The sequence below is a fragment of the Gracilibacillus halophilus YIM-C55.5 genome (assembly GCF_000359605.1).
GTDB lineage: Bacteria > Bacillota > Bacilli > Bacillales > Amphibacillaceae > Gracilibacillus > Gracilibacillus halophilus.
On the sequence record NZ_APML01000003.1, the window covers coordinates 65,738 to 82,867 of the forward strand.

At 39.2% G+C, this 17,130-nt stretch carries 15 protein-coding genes; 14 read left to right on the top strand and 1 reads right to left on the bottom strand.

Annotation, left to right across the window (positions count from 1 at the left end):
- Positions 1 to 91: 91 nt before the first annotated feature.
- Entirely contained in the window at positions 92 to 1,291 is a 1,200-nt protein-coding gene (locus tag J416_RS00515) for a PDZ domain-containing protein (protein ID WP_003462682.1), read from the top strand.
- Positions 1,292 to 1,433: 142 nt separating this feature from the next.
- Here the strand turns inward: J416_RS00515 and J416_RS00520 are convergent, their stop codons facing one another.
- Positions 1,434 to 4,637, bottom strand: coding sequence for a DEAD/DEAH box helicase (locus J416_RS00520; protein ID WP_003462685.1), 3,204 nt, complete (start codon positions 4,635 to 4,637; stop codon positions 1,434 to 1,436).
- A 206-nt stretch (positions 4,638 to 4,843) separates the two neighbouring features.
- Between J416_RS00520 and J416_RS00525 the strand changes: the two genes are divergently transcribed.
- The 13 genes from J416_RS00525 to J416_RS00575 all read left to right on the top strand — a co-directional run bounded on the left by J416_RS00525 (position 4,844) and on the right by J416_RS00575 (position 16,951).
- Positions 4,844 to 6,430, top strand: coding sequence for a peptide chain release factor 3 (locus tag J416_RS00525; protein WP_003462687.1), 1,587 nt, complete (start codon positions 4,844 to 4,846; stop codon positions 6,428 to 6,430).
- 217 nt (positions 6,431 to 6,647) lie between these two features.
- The gene (gene uvrB / locus J416_RS00530; protein ID WP_003462690.1) at positions 6,648 to 8,636 is read left to right on the top strand and encodes an excinuclease ABC subunit UvrB; all 1,989 of its coding nucleotides are present in this window, start codon (positions 6,648 to 6,650) and stop codon (positions 8,634 to 8,636) included.
- Positions 8,637 to 8,643: 7 nt separating this feature from the next.
- Entirely contained in the window at positions 8,644 to 11,499 is a 2,856-nt protein-coding gene (gene uvrA / locus J416_RS00535; RefSeq protein WP_003462693.1) for an excinuclease ABC subunit UvrA, read from the top strand.
- Between the two features lie 265 nt (positions 11,500 to 11,764).
- Complete coding sequence (locus tag J416_RS00540) at positions 11,765 to 12,118, top strand: YojF family protein (RefSeq protein ID WP_003462696.1); 354 nt, start codon at positions 11,765 to 11,767, stop codon at positions 12,116 to 12,118.
- A 24-nt stretch (positions 12,119 to 12,142) separates the two neighbouring features.
- A complete protein-coding gene (bshB2, locus tag J416_RS00545; RefSeq protein WP_003462699.1) occupies positions 12,143 to 12,802 on the top strand; it encodes a bacillithiol biosynthesis deacetylase BshB2 in 660 nt (219 codons plus the stop codon).
- 96 nt (positions 12,803 to 12,898) lie between these two features.
- A complete protein-coding gene (locus tag J416_RS16500) occupies positions 12,899 to 12,943 on the top strand; it encodes a hypothetical protein (protein ID WP_338029431.1) in 45 nt (14 codons plus the stop codon).
- On the top strand, positions 12,931 to 13,059 hold the full coding sequence (locus J416_RS15240) for a PspC domain-containing protein (protein ID WP_003462704.1): 129 nt from the start codon (positions 12,931 to 12,933) through the stop codon (positions 13,057 to 13,059). The genes J416_RS16500 and J416_RS15240 overlap by 13 nt, the downstream gene beginning before the upstream one ends.
- 1 nt (position 13,060) lies before the next feature.
- Positions 13,061 to 13,399, top strand: a complete 339-nt coding sequence (locus J416_RS00550; RefSeq protein WP_003462705.1) for a phage holin family protein — start codon at positions 13,061 to 13,063, stop codon at positions 13,397 to 13,399.
- 60 nt (positions 13,400 to 13,459) lie between these two features.
- Positions 13,460 to 13,747 (top strand): hypothetical protein, encoded by a 288-nt coding sequence (locus tag J416_RS00555; RefSeq protein ID WP_003462708.1) that lies wholly within the window; start codon positions 13,460 to 13,462, stop codon positions 13,745 to 13,747.
- A gap of 115 nt (positions 13,748 to 13,862) precedes the next feature.
- Positions 13,863 to 14,822 carry an HPr(Ser) kinase/phosphatase gene (gene hprK, locus J416_RS00560; RefSeq protein WP_003462710.1) on the top strand — a complete coding sequence of 320 codons (960 nt, stop codon included), beginning with the start codon at positions 13,863 to 13,865 and terminating at the stop codon, positions 14,820 to 14,822.
- Positions 14,823 to 14,855: 33 nt separating this feature from the next.
- Entirely contained in the window at positions 14,856 to 15,689 is an 834-nt protein-coding gene (gene lgt / locus J416_RS00565) for a prolipoprotein diacylglyceryl transferase (protein WP_003462713.1), read from the top strand.
- 106 nt (positions 15,690 to 15,795) lie between these two features.
- Positions 15,796 to 16,446 carry a pyrophosphatase PpaX gene (gene ppaX / locus J416_RS00570; RefSeq protein WP_003462714.1) on the top strand — a complete coding sequence of 217 codons (651 nt, stop codon included), beginning with the start codon at positions 15,796 to 15,798 and terminating at the stop codon, positions 16,444 to 16,446.
- Positions 16,439 to 16,951 (top strand): acyltransferase, encoded by a 513-nt coding sequence (locus J416_RS00575; protein ID WP_003462717.1) that lies wholly within the window; start codon positions 16,439 to 16,441, stop codon positions 16,949 to 16,951. The genes ppaX and J416_RS00575 overlap by 8 nt, the downstream gene beginning before the upstream one ends.
- Positions 16,952 to 17,130 lie beyond the last annotated feature (179 nt).

Sequence of the window (17,130 nt, forward strand, 5' to 3'; positions counted from 1 at the left end):
ATCCAAAAGGGTAGTCAAAACTTGCTTTTTAAATCATAATAGAAATCATAAGAGTTTTTGTATCGGATTTGATAATGGAAGGAGAGACGTCATGGATTGGTTGATTGAATTCATTAGAGCGATCGGAAGAGGATTGGCGCAACCAACACTGTATTGGTTTATTCTATTATTGATTGTTTCTGCATATCTTCGCAGGAAAAATGATCGCAAGCAATTCGGTGTTAAAGTAAAGCAACCATTGATCGAAGCAGGACATACGGTGTTTCTTTCGCTGGTCGCTGGACTTATATTATCAATACTTTGTGTATTATTGGGTATCACCTTTTCTTATCCGTTAGCCATTCTATTGTCATCGATATTTATTTTGTTATCATTAGCAAATCAATTTGGATTGTTATCACCAAGTTATACGTTAGGCGTTTTCTTTTTAATTATGATATTGCATCCTACTATCATTGAATGGTTTGAATGGGAAGGTCTCGATGTATTTCAATCCATATCACTGATTTCGATTTCGTTACTCATTGGTGTATTTTTGTTTGTAGAAAGTTGGCTTCTTTTACATAAAAAGGGATCGAATGATTTTCCGGAGCAAATACGTAGTAAACGGGGAAAGCATGTCGGACAGCAACGAGTGAAACGTTTAGCGATCGTTCCATTTTTTACACTTGTTCCTGCTGGTGCGATTGAATCGTTTGCTGAGTGGTGGCCTATCTGGCAAGTGAATGGTGACTCTTATGGTCTTATGATCGTGCCATTTCTAATAGGTACTGAGCACGTTTTTCGCAGTATGTTACCGAAAGAAGGTAGAACATGGATTGGGAAGCGAATCATTGGACTAGCGGTACTCATATTGGCATGTAGTGCAGGTGCTTTTGTTTATCAGCCGCTTATTTATGTTGCAGTAGCGATTGCCTTTATCGGTCGTATCATGATTTCGTTACGGTTCCGATATCTGGATAGGAAAAATGTGCGTTATTTTCAGCCTGGAGGTGAAGGGTTACTCGTACTTGATGTTTTACCCAATACCCCAGCTGAGGATTTTGAGTTAGAACCAGGGGAGCGAATTATGAAAGTGAATGGACAACCCATTCATGATGAAAGCAGTTTTTATCAAGCATTGCAACAAAATCGAACATATGGCAAATTGCAAATTAAAAATATTTCCGGGGAAATACGTTTTGCTGAACGTTCGTTATATGAAGGGGAGCATCATGAATTAGGCGTATTATTTTTGAAAAATGAATCGATTTCTGTTGATGAACAAAAAGTAGAAACTTCATCTATATAATTATTGTAACCGGAACTCTATCGACGTCGTTTTGATAAAGTTCCGGTTTTTCTTTTCTATTTTTTATTCTTAACTTTCGCGGTTTTATTCTCGGCTTTCGCAAATTTATTCTCAACTTCGGTCTACACTCGCGAATGATGTTTTAAAATTCTAGCAATTCGCGGATTTCTGCTTCGGATAGCTTAGATAATAATGTTTCGCCTGGTTGAATGATTTGATCGACTAACTCACGCTTTTGCTGTTGCAAGTGATATATTTTTTCTTCAATTGTTCCTTCTGTAATTAAACGTATAACTTGGACAGCTTTTTCTTGCCCAATACGGTGGGCTCTTCCAGCTGCTTGCTCTTCAACAGCAGGGTTCCACCATAAATCATATAAAATCACCGTATCTGCGCCTGTTAGGTTTAGCCCCGTACCGCCTGCTTTTAACGAGATAAGGAAAAAGCCTTTTTCCCCTTGATTAAATGCTTCGACCATTTCCATACGTTTTTCGGTAGGCGTAGAACCATCTAAATAAAAAGCAGGATAACCTTGTGCTTCTAACGCTTGGTAAATAATTTGAAGCATACTTGAAAATTGAGAGAAAATAAGCGTTCGTTTTCCTTGTGCTTGCAGATCGTCTGTTAATTCTAACAGCTGATTGAGTTTGCCTGATTCGCCTTGATAGTTTTCTAAAAATAAGCTTGGATGACAGCAAATTTGGCGCAAACGTGTTAAGCCAGCAAGGATCTGTAATTTTCCTTTTTCGAAACCTTTTTGCTCAATTGTTTCATCCATTTCGTTTTGAATCCGTTGCAAATACCCAATGTAGACTTCTTTTTGTTGTTTCGTTAGTTCTGAATATTGCACGGTTTCGATTTTATCTGGTAATTCTTCTAATACATCTTTTTTCACACGGCGTAAAATAAATGGTCTTGTAATTCGAGCGATGTAGTTAGCATCAAGGCTTGTGAATTCCTTTTTGTTGCCGAATAAGCCAGGTGATATCGTATGGAAAATCGACCATAATTCATCGAGTGAGTTTTCAATCGGTGTACCACTTAAGGCAAAATATTGTTTCGCGCGAATCGCTCGCACCGCTTTGGCCGTTAACGTTAAATGATTCTTGATCGCTTGTGCTTCATCCAAAATAAAACAATCAAATGATTTTTCTTCATACCATTCATGATCTTGCCGTAATGTTGGGTAAGACGTAATTAAAATATTCGTATTTTCGTGTTCTTGGATTAATTGTTTCCGTTGTTTCTTTTGTCCGACGATCACACCACTCGTTAACTGAGGTGCAAACTTTTCGACTTCCTTTTTCCAGTTATAAACGAGGGAAGCTGGCGCAACAACTAATGCTTGATACGTTGAATCTTGATGTTGGATGTCAGATAACAAATACGTAATGGTTTGTAGTGTCTTACCAAGCCCCATATCATCTGCCAAAATGCCGCCTAAATGATAATGGGATAATGTTTTCATCCATTGATAGCCTGTATGTTGATAATCACGCAATTCAGCATCAAGTCCCTCAGGAAGTGGAAATTCCAACTCTTCTGGATGTTTTAATTGATCGAGCATGGTTTGAAACGTGTTTGAAAAAGTATCACGATCACTCTGTAAGGCATCTTCAACTTGAAAACTCCGCGCAGCTGGTAGTTCAACCTTTCCGTCTTCAATCTCTTGTTTCGAAAATTGAATATTGTCATGAAGCTGTTGGAATGAAGAAAATCCTTCTCCGTCTAATTGCAACAATGCACCATTTGGAATTCTGTAATATCGTTGCTTTTCGACTAAGGCTTGCAACACTTCCGCTACATATTCATCTGAGATTCCTTCGACATCAAACGAAATATCAAGCATTCCCTCCGATGAGTTATATTCTACAGATGACTGAAGCTGATGGGCATCGTCTCCTAGCATACGTTTGACATCACTGGACATATATACATGACTATAGGATTCTAACCAGTAGACATCTTCATGTAAAAACGAATAAATCGTTTCATAGTCAAATAAAAACATCGATTGATTCATTTCTAAAAAGCCAATGTCACGCATCCGTTCGATTAATTGATTCTCCTTGTCTCGATTTCGTTTGACGAGCTGATTCGTTGTTTGCTGGTGTGCGAACGGATAAAATACATGATCCCCATATTGAAAAGAGACGGATGCTTGTAGTGCCTCATCGACCTCGTCCAAATAGACTTTCGCTTGTAAAGGAGATGTGTTGATTTGCTTCTTTAAGCGATCCGTCATGGAAACCTGACCTACTTGTTCAAATTGCGGCATGACATTTTCGATAAAGGAATCCATTTCCGGTGTCGAAATATAATGTTTCTTTTTCGATTGGAAAGGGAGAATACGGAATAATTTTTCTAAGACGTTTTTCTGTTCGTATGTGATTTGATAGAAACGATTTTCCTCAACTAAGTACTGGTAGCTGTCTAAAAATCGATAGGACGACAAATCCGTCATTTCAAACGTAAACATATTTTGATTCGTATAATCGAGCTCAAATAATAATTGATCATCCATTTCTTTCAGTTCGATCAACGGATACGTTTTATCTTGGTGTTGAAAGGTATAATCTGTATGCTGTACATCTTCTAACAATTCATTGCTAATGGTTGGCGAAATAAATAATTCTCGCGGGTATTCTGTTTTATGAATATATAGATTGCCGAATAATTTCTCTTGCTCATAGCAACGCATGAGCCATTCGATCATCATCCGATCATTGGATGTGAAATAATAATGGTTCGGTGTATAGTAAAAAGACTGGTTCACCTTAAATGACTCCCCATTTTTATACGCTTGAAGAAACCCGCGAATATCACGGACGATGTATGGGCGACTTTCACCAACTTTCATGGCAATCGTTAAAACGAATTGTGTCTTTTTATTGGTTTGTGTTAATTTCACTGTAAAACTTGATTGAATCGGTTTTGGGGCTTCAAGGATTTCTCCTTTATCGCGAAATGTGTGTAATAATTGTTTGGCAAATAAATCTGTTTCATAGGATGTTTCTCCAGTATTTCCTTGATCAACAGCATATCTTCTTCGTTGTGATGATATATCTTGGGTGACTGATAGGAGAACAGCAGCCACATGCTTACACGCTCCATAGCTATCATAAGCTGGACATGTACACGTTGGATCAACATCCATATCTTCACCGAGATAGAGACGAACGGTATATACTTTGGTGCCTTTCACGAGCCCGCGCCAAGAATGGTTATTTGGATTATAGGACAGGCCATAAACACGGCCGTTTTTGTAATAGTCGTAGCCTCGTTCATAAAAAGTATCGCCAGTTAGTTGACGAATTCCGTCTTCACTCATTTCAATTTTTTGCATGGAAAATCCCTTCCTTGTATCGATACACTATCATTACATCATCGTTATGCTACATCATTTTATTATAACAGAAATCATCATGATTACGCTAAAATTGTTAACTTATTCGTGATGATTCTTTAGATGCTATATTTGGCTTGATTGACTTTCGTTGCATAAACTGCTATTTTTGTCAAAGATATGTGCGGTAGAAAGTAGGGATAAGCATGAGTATGGAAGAAGAGATTCAAAAGCGAAAAACGTTTGCCATTATTTCACACCCCGATGCTGGGAAAACGACGATTACTGAGAAACTATTATTATTCGGTAATTTAATTCGCTCAGCTGGTACGGTGAAGGGGAAGAAAACAGGCAAATTCGCCACATCGGATTGGATGGAAATTGAAAAGCAACGTGGGATTTCCGTCACTTCAAGCGTCATGAATTTCGATTATCAAGGGTATCGAGTAAATATTTTGGACACACCCGGTCACGAAGATTTTAGTGAGGATACGTATCGAACGTTAACAGCTGTGGATTGTGTCGTCATGGTGATTGATGCGACAAAAGGGATTGAAGCGCAGACGATTAAATTGTTCAAGGTTTGTAAGATGCGTGGCATTCCGATTTTTACGTTTATCAACAAGCTTGATCGTGAAAGTCGAGAACCACTCGAATTACTGGATCAAATTGAAGATGTATTGAATATCGAAACGTATCCAATGAACTGGCCCGTCGGAATGGGAAAAAGGTTTATTGGTATTTTAGACAGATATCATGAACAATTTATTCAATACAATGGCAATGAAGAGGAAACGTATATTCCGTTTGATCAACTGCAACAAGATAAGTATCGAGACATTACTGATAATCCTACCTATCAGGAAACGATCGATGAATTAGAGTTATTAGAAGGTGCTGGTGATGAATTTTCATTAGATCGTGTATTACAAGGAGAACAGACGCCCGTGTTCTTTGGTAGTGCACTGGCGCCATTTGGTGTGCAAACATTTTTTGATACATTTATTAATCTTGCTCCTGCCCCTGGTCCGCGCAAAACGGAAACCGATGTCGTACATCCAGAGCGTGAAGAGTTTTCAGGATTTGTGTTTAAAATTCAAGCCAATATGAACCCACAACACCGTGATCGTGTTGCCTTTATTCGTGTCTGTTCGGGTACATTTACACGTGGCATGCAAGTGAAGCTCGCTCGTACGGGGAAATCGATGAAGCTCGGACAAACGCAACAATTCGTTGCCTCGTCTCGTGATACCGTTCAACAAGCATATCCTGGTGATATTATCGGGGTGTATGATCCTGGAACATATCGAATTGGTGATACATTAGTTGAAGGCAAGCAAACCTTTGCGTATGATGAATTGCCACAATTCCCGCCTGAGATTTTCCAGCGGGTAACGGCAAAAAATGTGATGAAGGCGAAGCAATTTCGTAAAGGATTGGAACAGCTGGTGCAAGAAGGGGCGATCCAATTATTCCGCGGGTATCCAACTGATTCAATTATTGTCGGTGCTGTAGGTCAATTACAATATGAAGTGTTTCAACATCGAATGAAGAACGAATACAACGTCGAAATCATGCTGGAATCGATTGGTGATCGCATTCCTCGTTGGTTGAAAGAAGAACAAGTTGATCCTTCATTATTCGATGAACGTAATATGTTGGTAAAAGACCGAGATGGCGAATTTCTCGTTCTCTTTAAAAATGACTTTGCTTTACGTTGGTTTGCTGATAAATATCCAGAGATTGAGCTCATTGATCTGTTTGAAGTCAATCAATACAATCAAGCGACATAACATGTACGATAGAGATCCGAACGCCCATTGTGAGTTAGAGCATGCGTTCGGATTTTTTCTTGAAGACGAATATGTGTTAACAATCCATTTGCTTTATGAAGCGGTATATATTGGTTATAATAAAGGGTAGAAAAATTTTATTAATGAGCGAATATTTGTTCGCTTTTTCTTTTTCCTTGTTGTATAATGGAGAAAGAGAACGAACGGAGGTAAAGGTATGGAGGAACAACAATTTTCGCTACAATCACCATATCAACCACAAGGTGATCAGCCGCAAGCGATTGCGGAACTGGCTAGCGGTGTACAAGATAATCAACGATATCAAACCTTACTCGGTGCAACGGGGACAGGGAAGACATTTACGGTATCGAATGTGATTCAGGAAATTAATCGTCCAACGTTGGTGATCGCACATAACAAAACGTTAGCAGGACAATTATATAGCGAGTTTAAAGAGTTTTTTCCGAACAATGCAGTGGAATATTTTGTTAGCTACTATGATTACTATCAACCAGAAGCCTATGTTCCATCGACCGATACATTTATTGAAAAAGATGCAAGTGTTAACGATGAAATTGACAAATTAAGGCATTCGGCTACATCAGCATTATTTGAACGGAATGATGTGTTAATTGTAGCGAGTGTTTCTTGTATTTACGGTTTAGGTTCTCCAGAAGAATACCGTGAGCAAGTTGTGTCCCTACGTGTTGGCATGGAAAAGGACCGTGATGAATTATTGCGTGATTTAGTCAGTATTCAGTATGCACGTAACGATATTGACTTTCAGCGTGGGACGTTTCGAGTGCGTGGGGACTCGGTTGAAATTATTCCGGCTTCACGTGAGGAGCATTGTATTCGCTTAGAATTTTTCGGTGACGAGATTGATCGTATGCGTGAAGTTGATGCATTGACCGGTGAAGTCATCGGAGATCGTGAACATATTGCGATTTTCCCAGCGTCTCACTTCGTAACGCGTGATGAAAAATTAAAGCTAGCGATGGAGCGTATTCGTGAGGAGTTACATCAACAATTGGAAAAACTGCGATCGGAAGATAAACTTTTAGAGGCCCAACGCTTAGAGCAACGAACGAACTACGATTTGGAAATGATGGAAGAAATGGGGTTTTGTTCAGGTATTGAAAATTACTCTCGTCATTTGACGTTAAGAGATGCTGGTTCGACACCTTATACATTACTTGATTATTTTCCAGAAGATTCATTGATTGTGATTGATGAATCGCACGTAACTTTACCGCAAGTTCGTGGCATGTACAATGGTGACCAAGCACGTAAACAAGTGTTAGTTGATCATGGATTTCGTCTGCCTTCCGCATTGGATAACCGTCCACTTACGTTTAATGAATTTGAAGAAAAGGCGAACCAATTTATTTTTGTTTCAGCAACACCTGGTCCATATGAATTGGAACATACACCGAAAATGACCGAACAAATTATTCGTCCAACTGGATTACTTGATCCGAAAATTGATGTGCGTCCGATCGATGGGCAAATTGATGATTTGATCGGGGAAATCAATGCAAGACAAAAACGTGATGAACGCGTATTGATTACGACGTTAACCAAAAAAATGGCCGAAGACCTCACCGATTATCTGAAAGAAGTCGGTATTAAGGTTGCCTATCTCCATTCGGAAATCAAGACATTAGAACGGATTGAAGTCATTCGTGATTTACGTGTTGGCACGTATGATGTTCTCGTCGGTATCAATTTATTGCGTGAAGGACTAGATATACCAGAAGTATCACTCGTTGCGATATTGGATGCGGATAAGGAAGGCTTTTTACGGTCTGAACGATCGCTTATTCAGACGATGGGACGTGCTGCCCGTAATGAAAATGGTCAAGTGATTATGTATGCTGATCGCATAACAGATTCCATGCAGTCAGCGATGGATGAAACGAATCGTCGTCGCGAAAAACAACATGCGTTTAATGAAGAACATGGCATTGTACCACAAACGATTAACAAAGAAGTTCGAGATGTCATTCGAGCAACAACAGTAGCAGAAGGTGACGAGACATACGAAGATGAACAAAAACCAGATATTAGTAACATGTCTAAACAAGAAAAAGAAAAACTAATCGAACAAATGGAACAAGAAATGAAACAAGCCGCTAGAGATCTAGACTTCGAACGAGCAGCGGAACTTCGTGATATTGTAATAGAACTTAAAGCAGAAGGGTGAGGCGCCAATGGCAAAAAAAGCAATTTCGGTACAAGGTGCACGCGCACATAACTTAAAAAATGTTAGTATCGATATTCCCAAAGACAAGTTAGTTGTAATGACAGGGCTCTCTGGATCAGGGAAATCGTCATTAGCTTTTGATACCATTTATGCGGAAGGGCAGAGACGATATGTCGAGTCTTTGTCCGCATATGCACGCCAGTTCTTAGGGCAAATGGATAAACCAGATGTTGATTCGATTGAAGGCTTATCGCCAGCTATATCCATCGATCAAAAAACGACGAGTCGTAATCCTCGTTCAACGGTTGGTACTGTGACGGAGATCTATGATTATATGCGATTGTTATATGCAAGGGTTGGGCATCCGATTTGCCCTACGCATGATGTTGAAATTACGTCACAAACCGTAGAACAAATGGTGGACCGTATTACTTCATTTGACGAGCGAACAAAAATGCAAATATTGTCCCCTGTTGTTTCGGGGAGAAAAGGAACGCATGCAAAAGTATTAGAAAACTTACAGCAAGAAGGATATATTCGCTTACGAGTCGATGGCGAAATGATGGAAATTACAGATGACATCAATTTGGATAAAAATAAAAATCATTCGATTGAAGTCGTCATTGATCGGATTGTCATTAAAGAAGGTATCGAAGGACGATTGTCAGATTCATTGGAAACAGCGTTACGATTAGGCGAAGGCAAAGTTATCGTGGATGTAATTGGGCAAGAGGAATTACTTTTTAGTGAAAATCACGCTTGTCCGATTTGCGGATTTTCTATTGAAGAATTAGAACCACGTTTGTTTTCGTTTAATAGTCCATTTGGTGCTTGTCCGACGTGTGATGGTCTTGGATCTCAGTTAGAAGTCGACATCGATTTAGTGATTCCCAATCGTGATCGTAGTTTAAACGAAGGAGCGATCGTGCCATGGGAACCAATTAGCTCACAGTATTATCCACAGTTGTTAGCGTGTGTTTGTGACCATTATGATATCTCCATGGACACGCCAGTCAAAGATTTGCCGAAGAAGCAATTAAATAAAATTTTATATGGTAGTGGCAAAGAGCGCATCCATTTTCATTATCAAAATGAGTATGGCATGACAAGAGATACACATATTTACTTTGAAGGTGTATTAGCTAATATAGAGCGACGTTATCATGAAACGTCATCTGATTTTATACGTGAACAAATGGAAAAGTATATGGCGCAGAAAGACTGTCCAACTTGCCATGGTTTTCGCTTAAATGAAGAAGCTTTGTCCGTTAAGATAAATGGATATCATATCAGCCAAGTAACTGAGCTATCAGTAAGTGATGCGCATCAATTTTTTACGACGTTATCTTTATCTGAAACGGATAAACAAATTGCGCAAATGATTATTCGTGAACTTGATGATCGACTGTCGTTTTTAGCGAATGTTGGGCTTGATTATTTAACGTTGTCTCGCTCAGCGGGTACTCTTTCTGGTGGAGAAGCACAACGAATTCGGTTAGCGACTCAAATCGGTTCAGCACTGACTGGTGTGTTATACGTGTTAGATGAACCATCAATCGGTTTACATCAGCGGGATAATAATCGATTGATTCGAACGTTGGAAAGCATGCGTGATTTAGGGAATACACTCATTGTTGTTGAGCATGATGAAGATACCATGTTAGCGGCCGATCATTTAGTCGATATTGGCCCTGGTGCTGGTAATCACGGTGGCGAAGTGATTGCTCAAGGAACACCGAAACAAGTGATGAAAAAGAAAAAGTCATTAACAGGGCAATATTTGTCAGGAGCTAAATTTATACCTGTGCCCGCTCAGCGACATGAGGCGTCTGAGCGATATGTAGAAATTATCGGTGCAAGTGAAAATAATTTAAAAGATATCAATGCTAGTATCCCTATTGGTTTATTTACAGCAGTTACAGGCGTTTCTGGCTCTGGAAAAAGTACATTGATCAATGATATTTTGCATAAACGGTTATCGAGTGAATTGCATCGTGGAAAAGAAAAGCCTGGGAAACACCATGAAATTCGTGGAACAGAACATTTAGAAAAAGTGATAGATATTAACCAAGCACCCATCGGTCGAACGCCTCGGTCCAACCCAGCGACCTATATTGGTGTGTTTGATGATATTCGTGACGTTTTCGCTCAAACCAATGAAGCGAAAATAAGAGGCTACAAAAAGGGGCGATTTAGCTTCAATGTAAAAGGTGGTCGATGTGAAGCATGTCGTGGCGATGGGATTATCAAAATTGAGATGCACTTCTTACCAGATGTTTACGTACCGTGTGAAGTATGTGAAGGAAAAAGATACAACCGTGAGACATTAGAAGTCAAATATAAAGGCAAGAGTATAGCTGATGTTCTTGATATGACGGTAGAAGACGCATTACACTTTTTCGAAAATATTCCGAAAATTCGTCGTAAATTAGAAACGATTTATGATGTTGGTCTCGGTTATGTGCAACTTGGTCAGCCAGCGACGACATTGTCAGGTGGGGAAGCCCAACGTGTGAAGCTTGCGAGTGAATTGCATCGCCGTTCTAATGGAAAATCATTATATATATTAGATGAACCAACGACAGGTTTACACGTGGATGATATTTATCGTTTGTTACAAGTGATTCAACGCATGGTTGATAATGGTGAAACTGTCATTATCATTGAACACAACCTAGACGTGATTAAAGCGGCGGATCATATTATTGATCTTGGTCCAGAAGGTGGAGAAGGTGGCGGCGAAATCGTTGCGACTGGCACACCAGAAGAATTAGCAGAGCAGAAAAATTCTTATACTGGCCAGTATTTAAAACCTGTTTTGGAACGTGATAAGAAGCGAATGCAAGAGAAAATTTTACAATAAAATGAAGCAGTCGGGTCGCGTGATGATCCGGCTTTTCCATTTTTTAAATTGAATTTGAATTCTTGCATTGAATATATCTGGCTTGATGTTATTTATTCTGGCTTCAGTAATAGAATTCTGGCCTGACGATGAGAATTCTAGCTTCACGAAATTTTTTCTGGCCTGACGGTGAGAATTCTAGCCTGAAGTGTTTGGCAAGAATCTTTATTGTCGATATGATAGAATAAGAATCAAGTTGCAAACGAGAAGGAGGCAGTATAGATTCATGGACACGATCAAGATCGATCAAGTACAAAAAGAAATTGATGCACGAGCAAATAAAGAAGTATATATTCACTTAGAAACGACTAACGGGGCTTATGCCAGCCACTTTAACCAGGAGGCTTATAACGTTGGTGCATTTATTCGTAATGCAAACGTATCGTATGCGCGCGGAAAGATTGTTGGCGCAGGTGCAACATACCGTGTGGGTTTGAAATTAGACATCGGTTGGATTTATGCAGAAGGTGTGAATCAATATGAAATCGATGATGAAGGACGTTTATTAATGGCAGGCCACGATAACGAAGGTAGATTGATGGTGGCTTTACAAATAGGAGAAAAACCGTTTACGTATTAATAGAATTGAAGGAGGTAGTACATCATGCAAGAGCATGTCGTCGTAATATATCCGCACCCAGATGATGAATCGTTTGGTGCATCGGGGACGATTACATCTTTTCGAGAGAAAGGAATCCCTGTCACGTACCTATGTGGGACATTAGGTGAAATGGGGCGTAATATGGGGAACCCGACATTTGCAACAAGAGAATCTTTACCAGAAATTCGTAAACAAGAATTGATCAAAGCATGTGACGTATTAGATATGGAATTAAAAATGCTTGGTTATCGTGATAAAACGTTAGAATTTGAATCGAGAGAGGAAGTCGCTAAACATTTATATCAATATTTGGAAGAGATTGAGCCAACTTTAGTCATAACGCATTATCCCGGTTATGCCGTGCATCCAGATCATGATGCATTTGGTGCTGCAGCTATTCAAGCGGTTGGAATGATGGCTAAAGAAAAACGACCAACCGTTTGGGCCCAAGCGATTAGTCGTAATTATATTGATGAACTTGGTGAACCAGATATTTTAAATGATATAGGCGATGTTTTTGCAACAAAATTGGATGCGATTATGGCTCATAAATCACAAGCTGATGGCATGTTAGCCAAAATTCAGGAAGAAACGCAAGAAGATATTGAAACAGCAGCTAAAACATGGCTTGGTATTGAATCGTTCTATACATGGCAGTTTTAAATTTTTACTAGGGTTAATAAATGTGGTAAGACAAGCATATAATGAAAGTAGGGAGATGACATGGAAGGTGTATTGTTTCGATCGAAGCAAAACAGAATGCTAGCTGGTGTATTTGGTGGATTAGCTGAATGGATTCGCTAGATGCTACGATTTTGCGGTTAATTTATGTCATATTGCTTATTTTTACTGGTTTTGCTCCGTTGTTGATCTTGTATATTGCTGCAGCTATTATCATTCCTGAAAGAGGAGGAGAATAATTTGCGTTGGCTCCTTTCATTTGTATTTAATGCATTAGCGCTGATGGTGATTGATTATTTATTTGATTCGTTTATGATTGATGGTTTTGTTGTGGCATTAGTTGCAAGTGTGATCCTAGCTGTATTGAATGTGCTTGTGAAACCCATTCTTGTTGTATTAACCTTGCCGATTACGATCTTATCACTTGGCTTATTTTTGTTCGTCATTAACGCGATCACGTTAATGATTACCCAAGCCATATTAGGCGATGACTTTATTATTGAAGGATTCGGTACAGCATTGGTCGCAGCCGTATTATTCTCGCTTATGAACATGATCATGAACAAACTAATGAAATGAACTAAGTCGTTGCATCTTCGCAACGGCTTTTTCATTGTCTAAGTTATTGTGATAGCTCTGATGATAAAATTTATTTATGTATCGAGATTATATCATCAAATTGTTGAAAGTCATGTTATTTGGAGGGATACGCGTCAAACAGAAGAAAAGGGAGCAGCTGTTAGCCTCAAAAAACTGGATATGCGTCAAACAGAGGGAGGGAAACTAGCTGTTAGCCTCAAAAAACTGGATACGCGTCAAACAGAAGAAAAGGAAGCAACTGTTTGTCTCAAAAAAGGGTATATGCGTCAAACAGAGGGAAGGAAACTAGCTATTAGCCTCAAAAAACTGGCAGAAAAGGATCTGTAAAAATTATTATGAAAAGTGTACGATTTTGATAAAAAAATGCTACAATAGTTACATTGATATAGATAGAAAAATGAAATTCGATAAATGCCAATGAGGACGAAAGGGGCGAAATAGATTGGCAAAGGTTCGAACACAAGACCTATTAGACCGATTTAAGATCGAATTAATTGCAGGGGAAGAAGGGGTTCATCGTGAAATATCTATGAGCGAGGTATCCCGTCCAGGTATTGAATTAACAGGGTATTTCAAATATTATGCCAAAGATCGTTTGCAATTATTAGGAAAAACGGAATTGTCTTATATCTCAGATTTATTGCCAGAAGAACGGAAAGATAGAGCGTATCATTTATGTACGGATATTACACCAGGTATATTAATTACACGTGATATGGATGTTCCAGAAGAACTATTAGAAGCATGTAGAGAATCCGGTGTACCATTGATGCGCTCTCCATATAAAACAACAAGAGTCATCAGTCGAATCACAAACTTTTTAGAAGCAAAATTTGCGCCATTTACCGCAGTGCATGGTGTACTTGTCGATATTTATGGTATTGGTGTATTGATTACGGGACAAAGTGGTGTCGGTAAAAGTGAAACAGCACTAGAGTTAGTCAAACGTGGCCACCGACTAGTTGCAGATGATAGTGTTGAAATCCGCCAAGAAGACTATGACCGATTAATTGGCTCAGCACCACCACTCATCGAACATTTATTAGAAATCCGTGGACTCGGTATTATTAATGTGATGACTTTATTCGGTGCAGGTTCTGTACGTTCTCATAAACGGATTGCCCTTGTCATTACATTAGAAGCATGGGATGAGAAGAAACAATATGATCGACTCGGACTGGATGAAGAGACGATGAAAATTATAGATGTTGATCTTCCGAAAGCAACTCTTCCCGTTCGACCAGGACGTAACTTAGCTGTTATTATTGAAGTGGCTGCCATGAATTTCCGCTTAAAACGAATGGGAGTAAATGCAGCTGAAGAATTTCAACAACGGCTATCGAAAATGATCCAAAACGGAGAATCTGATGTAGATGCCGATTTTGATGGTGACTTAGAATAGCAGACACGCTGATAAGAACGGAGGAGATGAATTGTGGCTTGTGAAAGACCTGCATTAGATCCTGTATTTTTAGACATCGGTTCGTTGTCGATTTATTGGTATGGGATCATCATTGCCATTGGTGCTTTTTTAGGATTATGGTTAGCAACACGTGAAGCAGATCGCTTAGGTCTAAAAAAAGATTACATCATGGATCTTGTATTAATTGCGATTCCCATTGCGATACTTTGTGCGCGACTCTATTACGTAGTTTTTGAATGGGATCGTTACGCTGGTGAAGTTTGGTGGAAAGTGTTTGCTGTCTGGGAAGGTGGCATTGCGATTCATGGTGCTTTAATCGGTGCTGTGATTACAGCGATTTTATATACGCGGTTTCGGAAATTATCTTTTTGGCAAATTGCCGATATTGCCGCCCCAAGTATTATCTTAGGACAAGCGGTTGGTCGCTGGGGTAATTTTATGAACCAAGAAGCTCATGGCGGACCGATGAGTCAAGCAATGTATGACAATTTCCATCAATATTTACCCGATTTCATCATGAATCAAATGTGCATAGAAGGTACGATGTATTACCCGACGTTCTTATATGAGTCGGTTTGGAATATAGCTGGTTTTATATTATTACTTATCTTACGTAGATATTCGTTACGACGGGGAGAATTATTCCTTACTTATGTGATTTGGTATTCCTTTGGTCGCTTCTTTATTGAAGGAATGCGTACGGATAGCTTGTATTTATTTGGTGAGATACGAACAGCACAAGCGATTTCTGTAGTACTAATTATAGGAGCAATCATTATTTGGGTGTATCGTCGGAAAAAGGGCCTTGCGAATCGAACGTATCAAGGCAAAAAAATAGAGAAGTAAACCGACTGAATGTAAAAAGACGGGGCTTTTGCATAACCTAAGCAAAAGCCCGTTTTTCCGGGAGATCTGTTTTCGATTTGGAAATGAATATGGAGGTAGTCGATATATGAAAGTGGAAACCATTTTATTTGATTTAGATGGAACCTTAATTAATACAAACGAATTGATCATTGCATCATTTACTCACACAGCCGAACAATTCGGTGATCGGAAGTATTCGCGCGAAGAAATTCTTGATTTTATTGGTCCTCCATTAACAGAAAGCTTAGCGAAAATTAATCCAGATAAAGTTGATGACATGATGGAGACTTATCGAAAGCATAATTATGAAAATCATGAAACATACGTAGAAGCGTATCCTACCGTTGTAGATACGATTAACCGATTAAAGCAAGAAGGTTATCAATTAGGCATTGTGACAACAAAATTAAATGATACTGCTAAGTTAGGACTAGAAATTACAGGGATGGATCAAGCATTTGATGTACTTATTGGTTTGGATGATGTTGATCATGCAAAACCACATCCTGAACCGATTTTAGAAGCGATTGACCAACTAAAAGCCAACCCGATGACTACGTTGATGGTAGGAGATAACTATCATGATATCGAGGCTGGACACAACGCAGGCGTTCAGACAGCAGGGGTTTCTTGGTCGATCAAAGGAAAAGAGATTCTAGAACAGCATGAGCCCAATTATATGTTAGATGAGATGGCAGACTTATTAGAAATTGTCGGAGTGGAAACAGATGCGTAAAACCAAACGCTATCCGGTAGAAGGTGCGAATTCACTTTGGCAGATGTATCGCACAATTTCTTTTTGGAAGGTCGTTAAAAATTTTTTCTTCATTCAAATTTCGCGTTATACACCATGGTTACCAGTGAAAAATGCCATTTATCGTAAATGTTTGCGGATGCAAGTCGGTAAGGATACCGCAGTTGCGCTTATGGTTATGGTGGATATCATGTATCCAGAAAACATTTCGATCGGATATAATAGTGTAATTGGTTATAACACAACGATTTTGACGCATGAATATTTAATTAAAGAATACCGTTTAGGACATGTGACCATTGGTGATGAAGTTATGATCGGTGCCAACACGACCATTTTGCCTGGTGTGACAATCGGCGATGGTGCTGTCGTATCTGCTGGCACGCTTGTGAATAAAGATGTTGAGCCAGGTGCATTTGTCGGCGGTAATCCAATGCAAGTGATTGCAAATAAAAACGAAACAAATCAATCAAATAATGAACATTAAAACGAAAGATGAGGCTGGACAGAAGGTAAGTGACAAATGTAAAAGACGAACAATACGTTAGAATACTGATTGAGCGTAATCAAAATACGGAGACTCCAGTGGGAACAGCACGGACTGAAGATCCACTGTGTGAAGAGGGGCTCTTCACACAGTTAGCTGAAGCCGTGCCCACGGTATAG

What these genes read in the sequence shown, in the direction of transcription:
- J416_RS00555 (WP_003462708.1), top strand. Translation starts at nt 13,460, where the DNA reads ATGATAAAATTTATTTATGTATCGAGATTATATCATCAAATTGTTGAA.
- J416_RS00575 (WP_003462717.1), top strand. Translation starts at nt 16,439, where the DNA reads ATGCGTAAAACCAAACGCTATCCGGTAGAAGGTGCGAATTCACTTTGG.
- J416_RS00520 (WP_003462685.1), bottom strand. Translation starts at nt 4,637, where the DNA reads ATGCAAAAAATTGAAATGAGTGAAGACGGAATTCGTCAACTAACTGGC.
- uvrA (WP_003462693.1), top strand. Translation starts at nt 8,644, where the DNA reads ATGGCAAAAAAAGCAATTTCGGTACAAGGTGCACGCGCACATAACTTA.
- J416_RS00540 (WP_003462696.1), top strand. Translation starts at nt 11,765, where the DNA reads ATGGACACGATCAAGATCGATCAAGTACAAAAAGAAATTGATGCACGA.
- uvrB (WP_003462690.1), top strand. Translation starts at nt 6,648, where the DNA reads ATGGAGGAACAACAATTTTCGCTACAATCACCATATCAACCACAAGGT.
- J416_RS15240 (WP_003462704.1), top strand. Translation starts at nt 12,931, where the DNA reads ATGGATTCGCTAGATGCTACGATTTTGCGGTTAATTTATGTCATATTG.
- ppaX (WP_003462714.1), top strand. Translation starts at nt 15,796, where the DNA reads ATGAAAGTGGAAACCATTTTATTTGATTTAGATGGAACCTTAATTAAT.
- J416_RS00515 (WP_003462682.1), top strand. Translation starts at nt 92, where the DNA reads ATGGATTGGTTGATTGAATTCATTAGAGCGATCGGAAGAGGATTGGCG.
- J416_RS00525 (WP_003462687.1), top strand. Translation starts at nt 4,844, where the DNA reads ATGAGTATGGAAGAAGAGATTCAAAAGCGAAAAACGTTTGCCATTATT.
- bshB2 (WP_003462699.1), top strand. Translation starts at nt 12,143, where the DNA reads ATGCAAGAGCATGTCGTCGTAATATATCCGCACCCAGATGATGAATCG.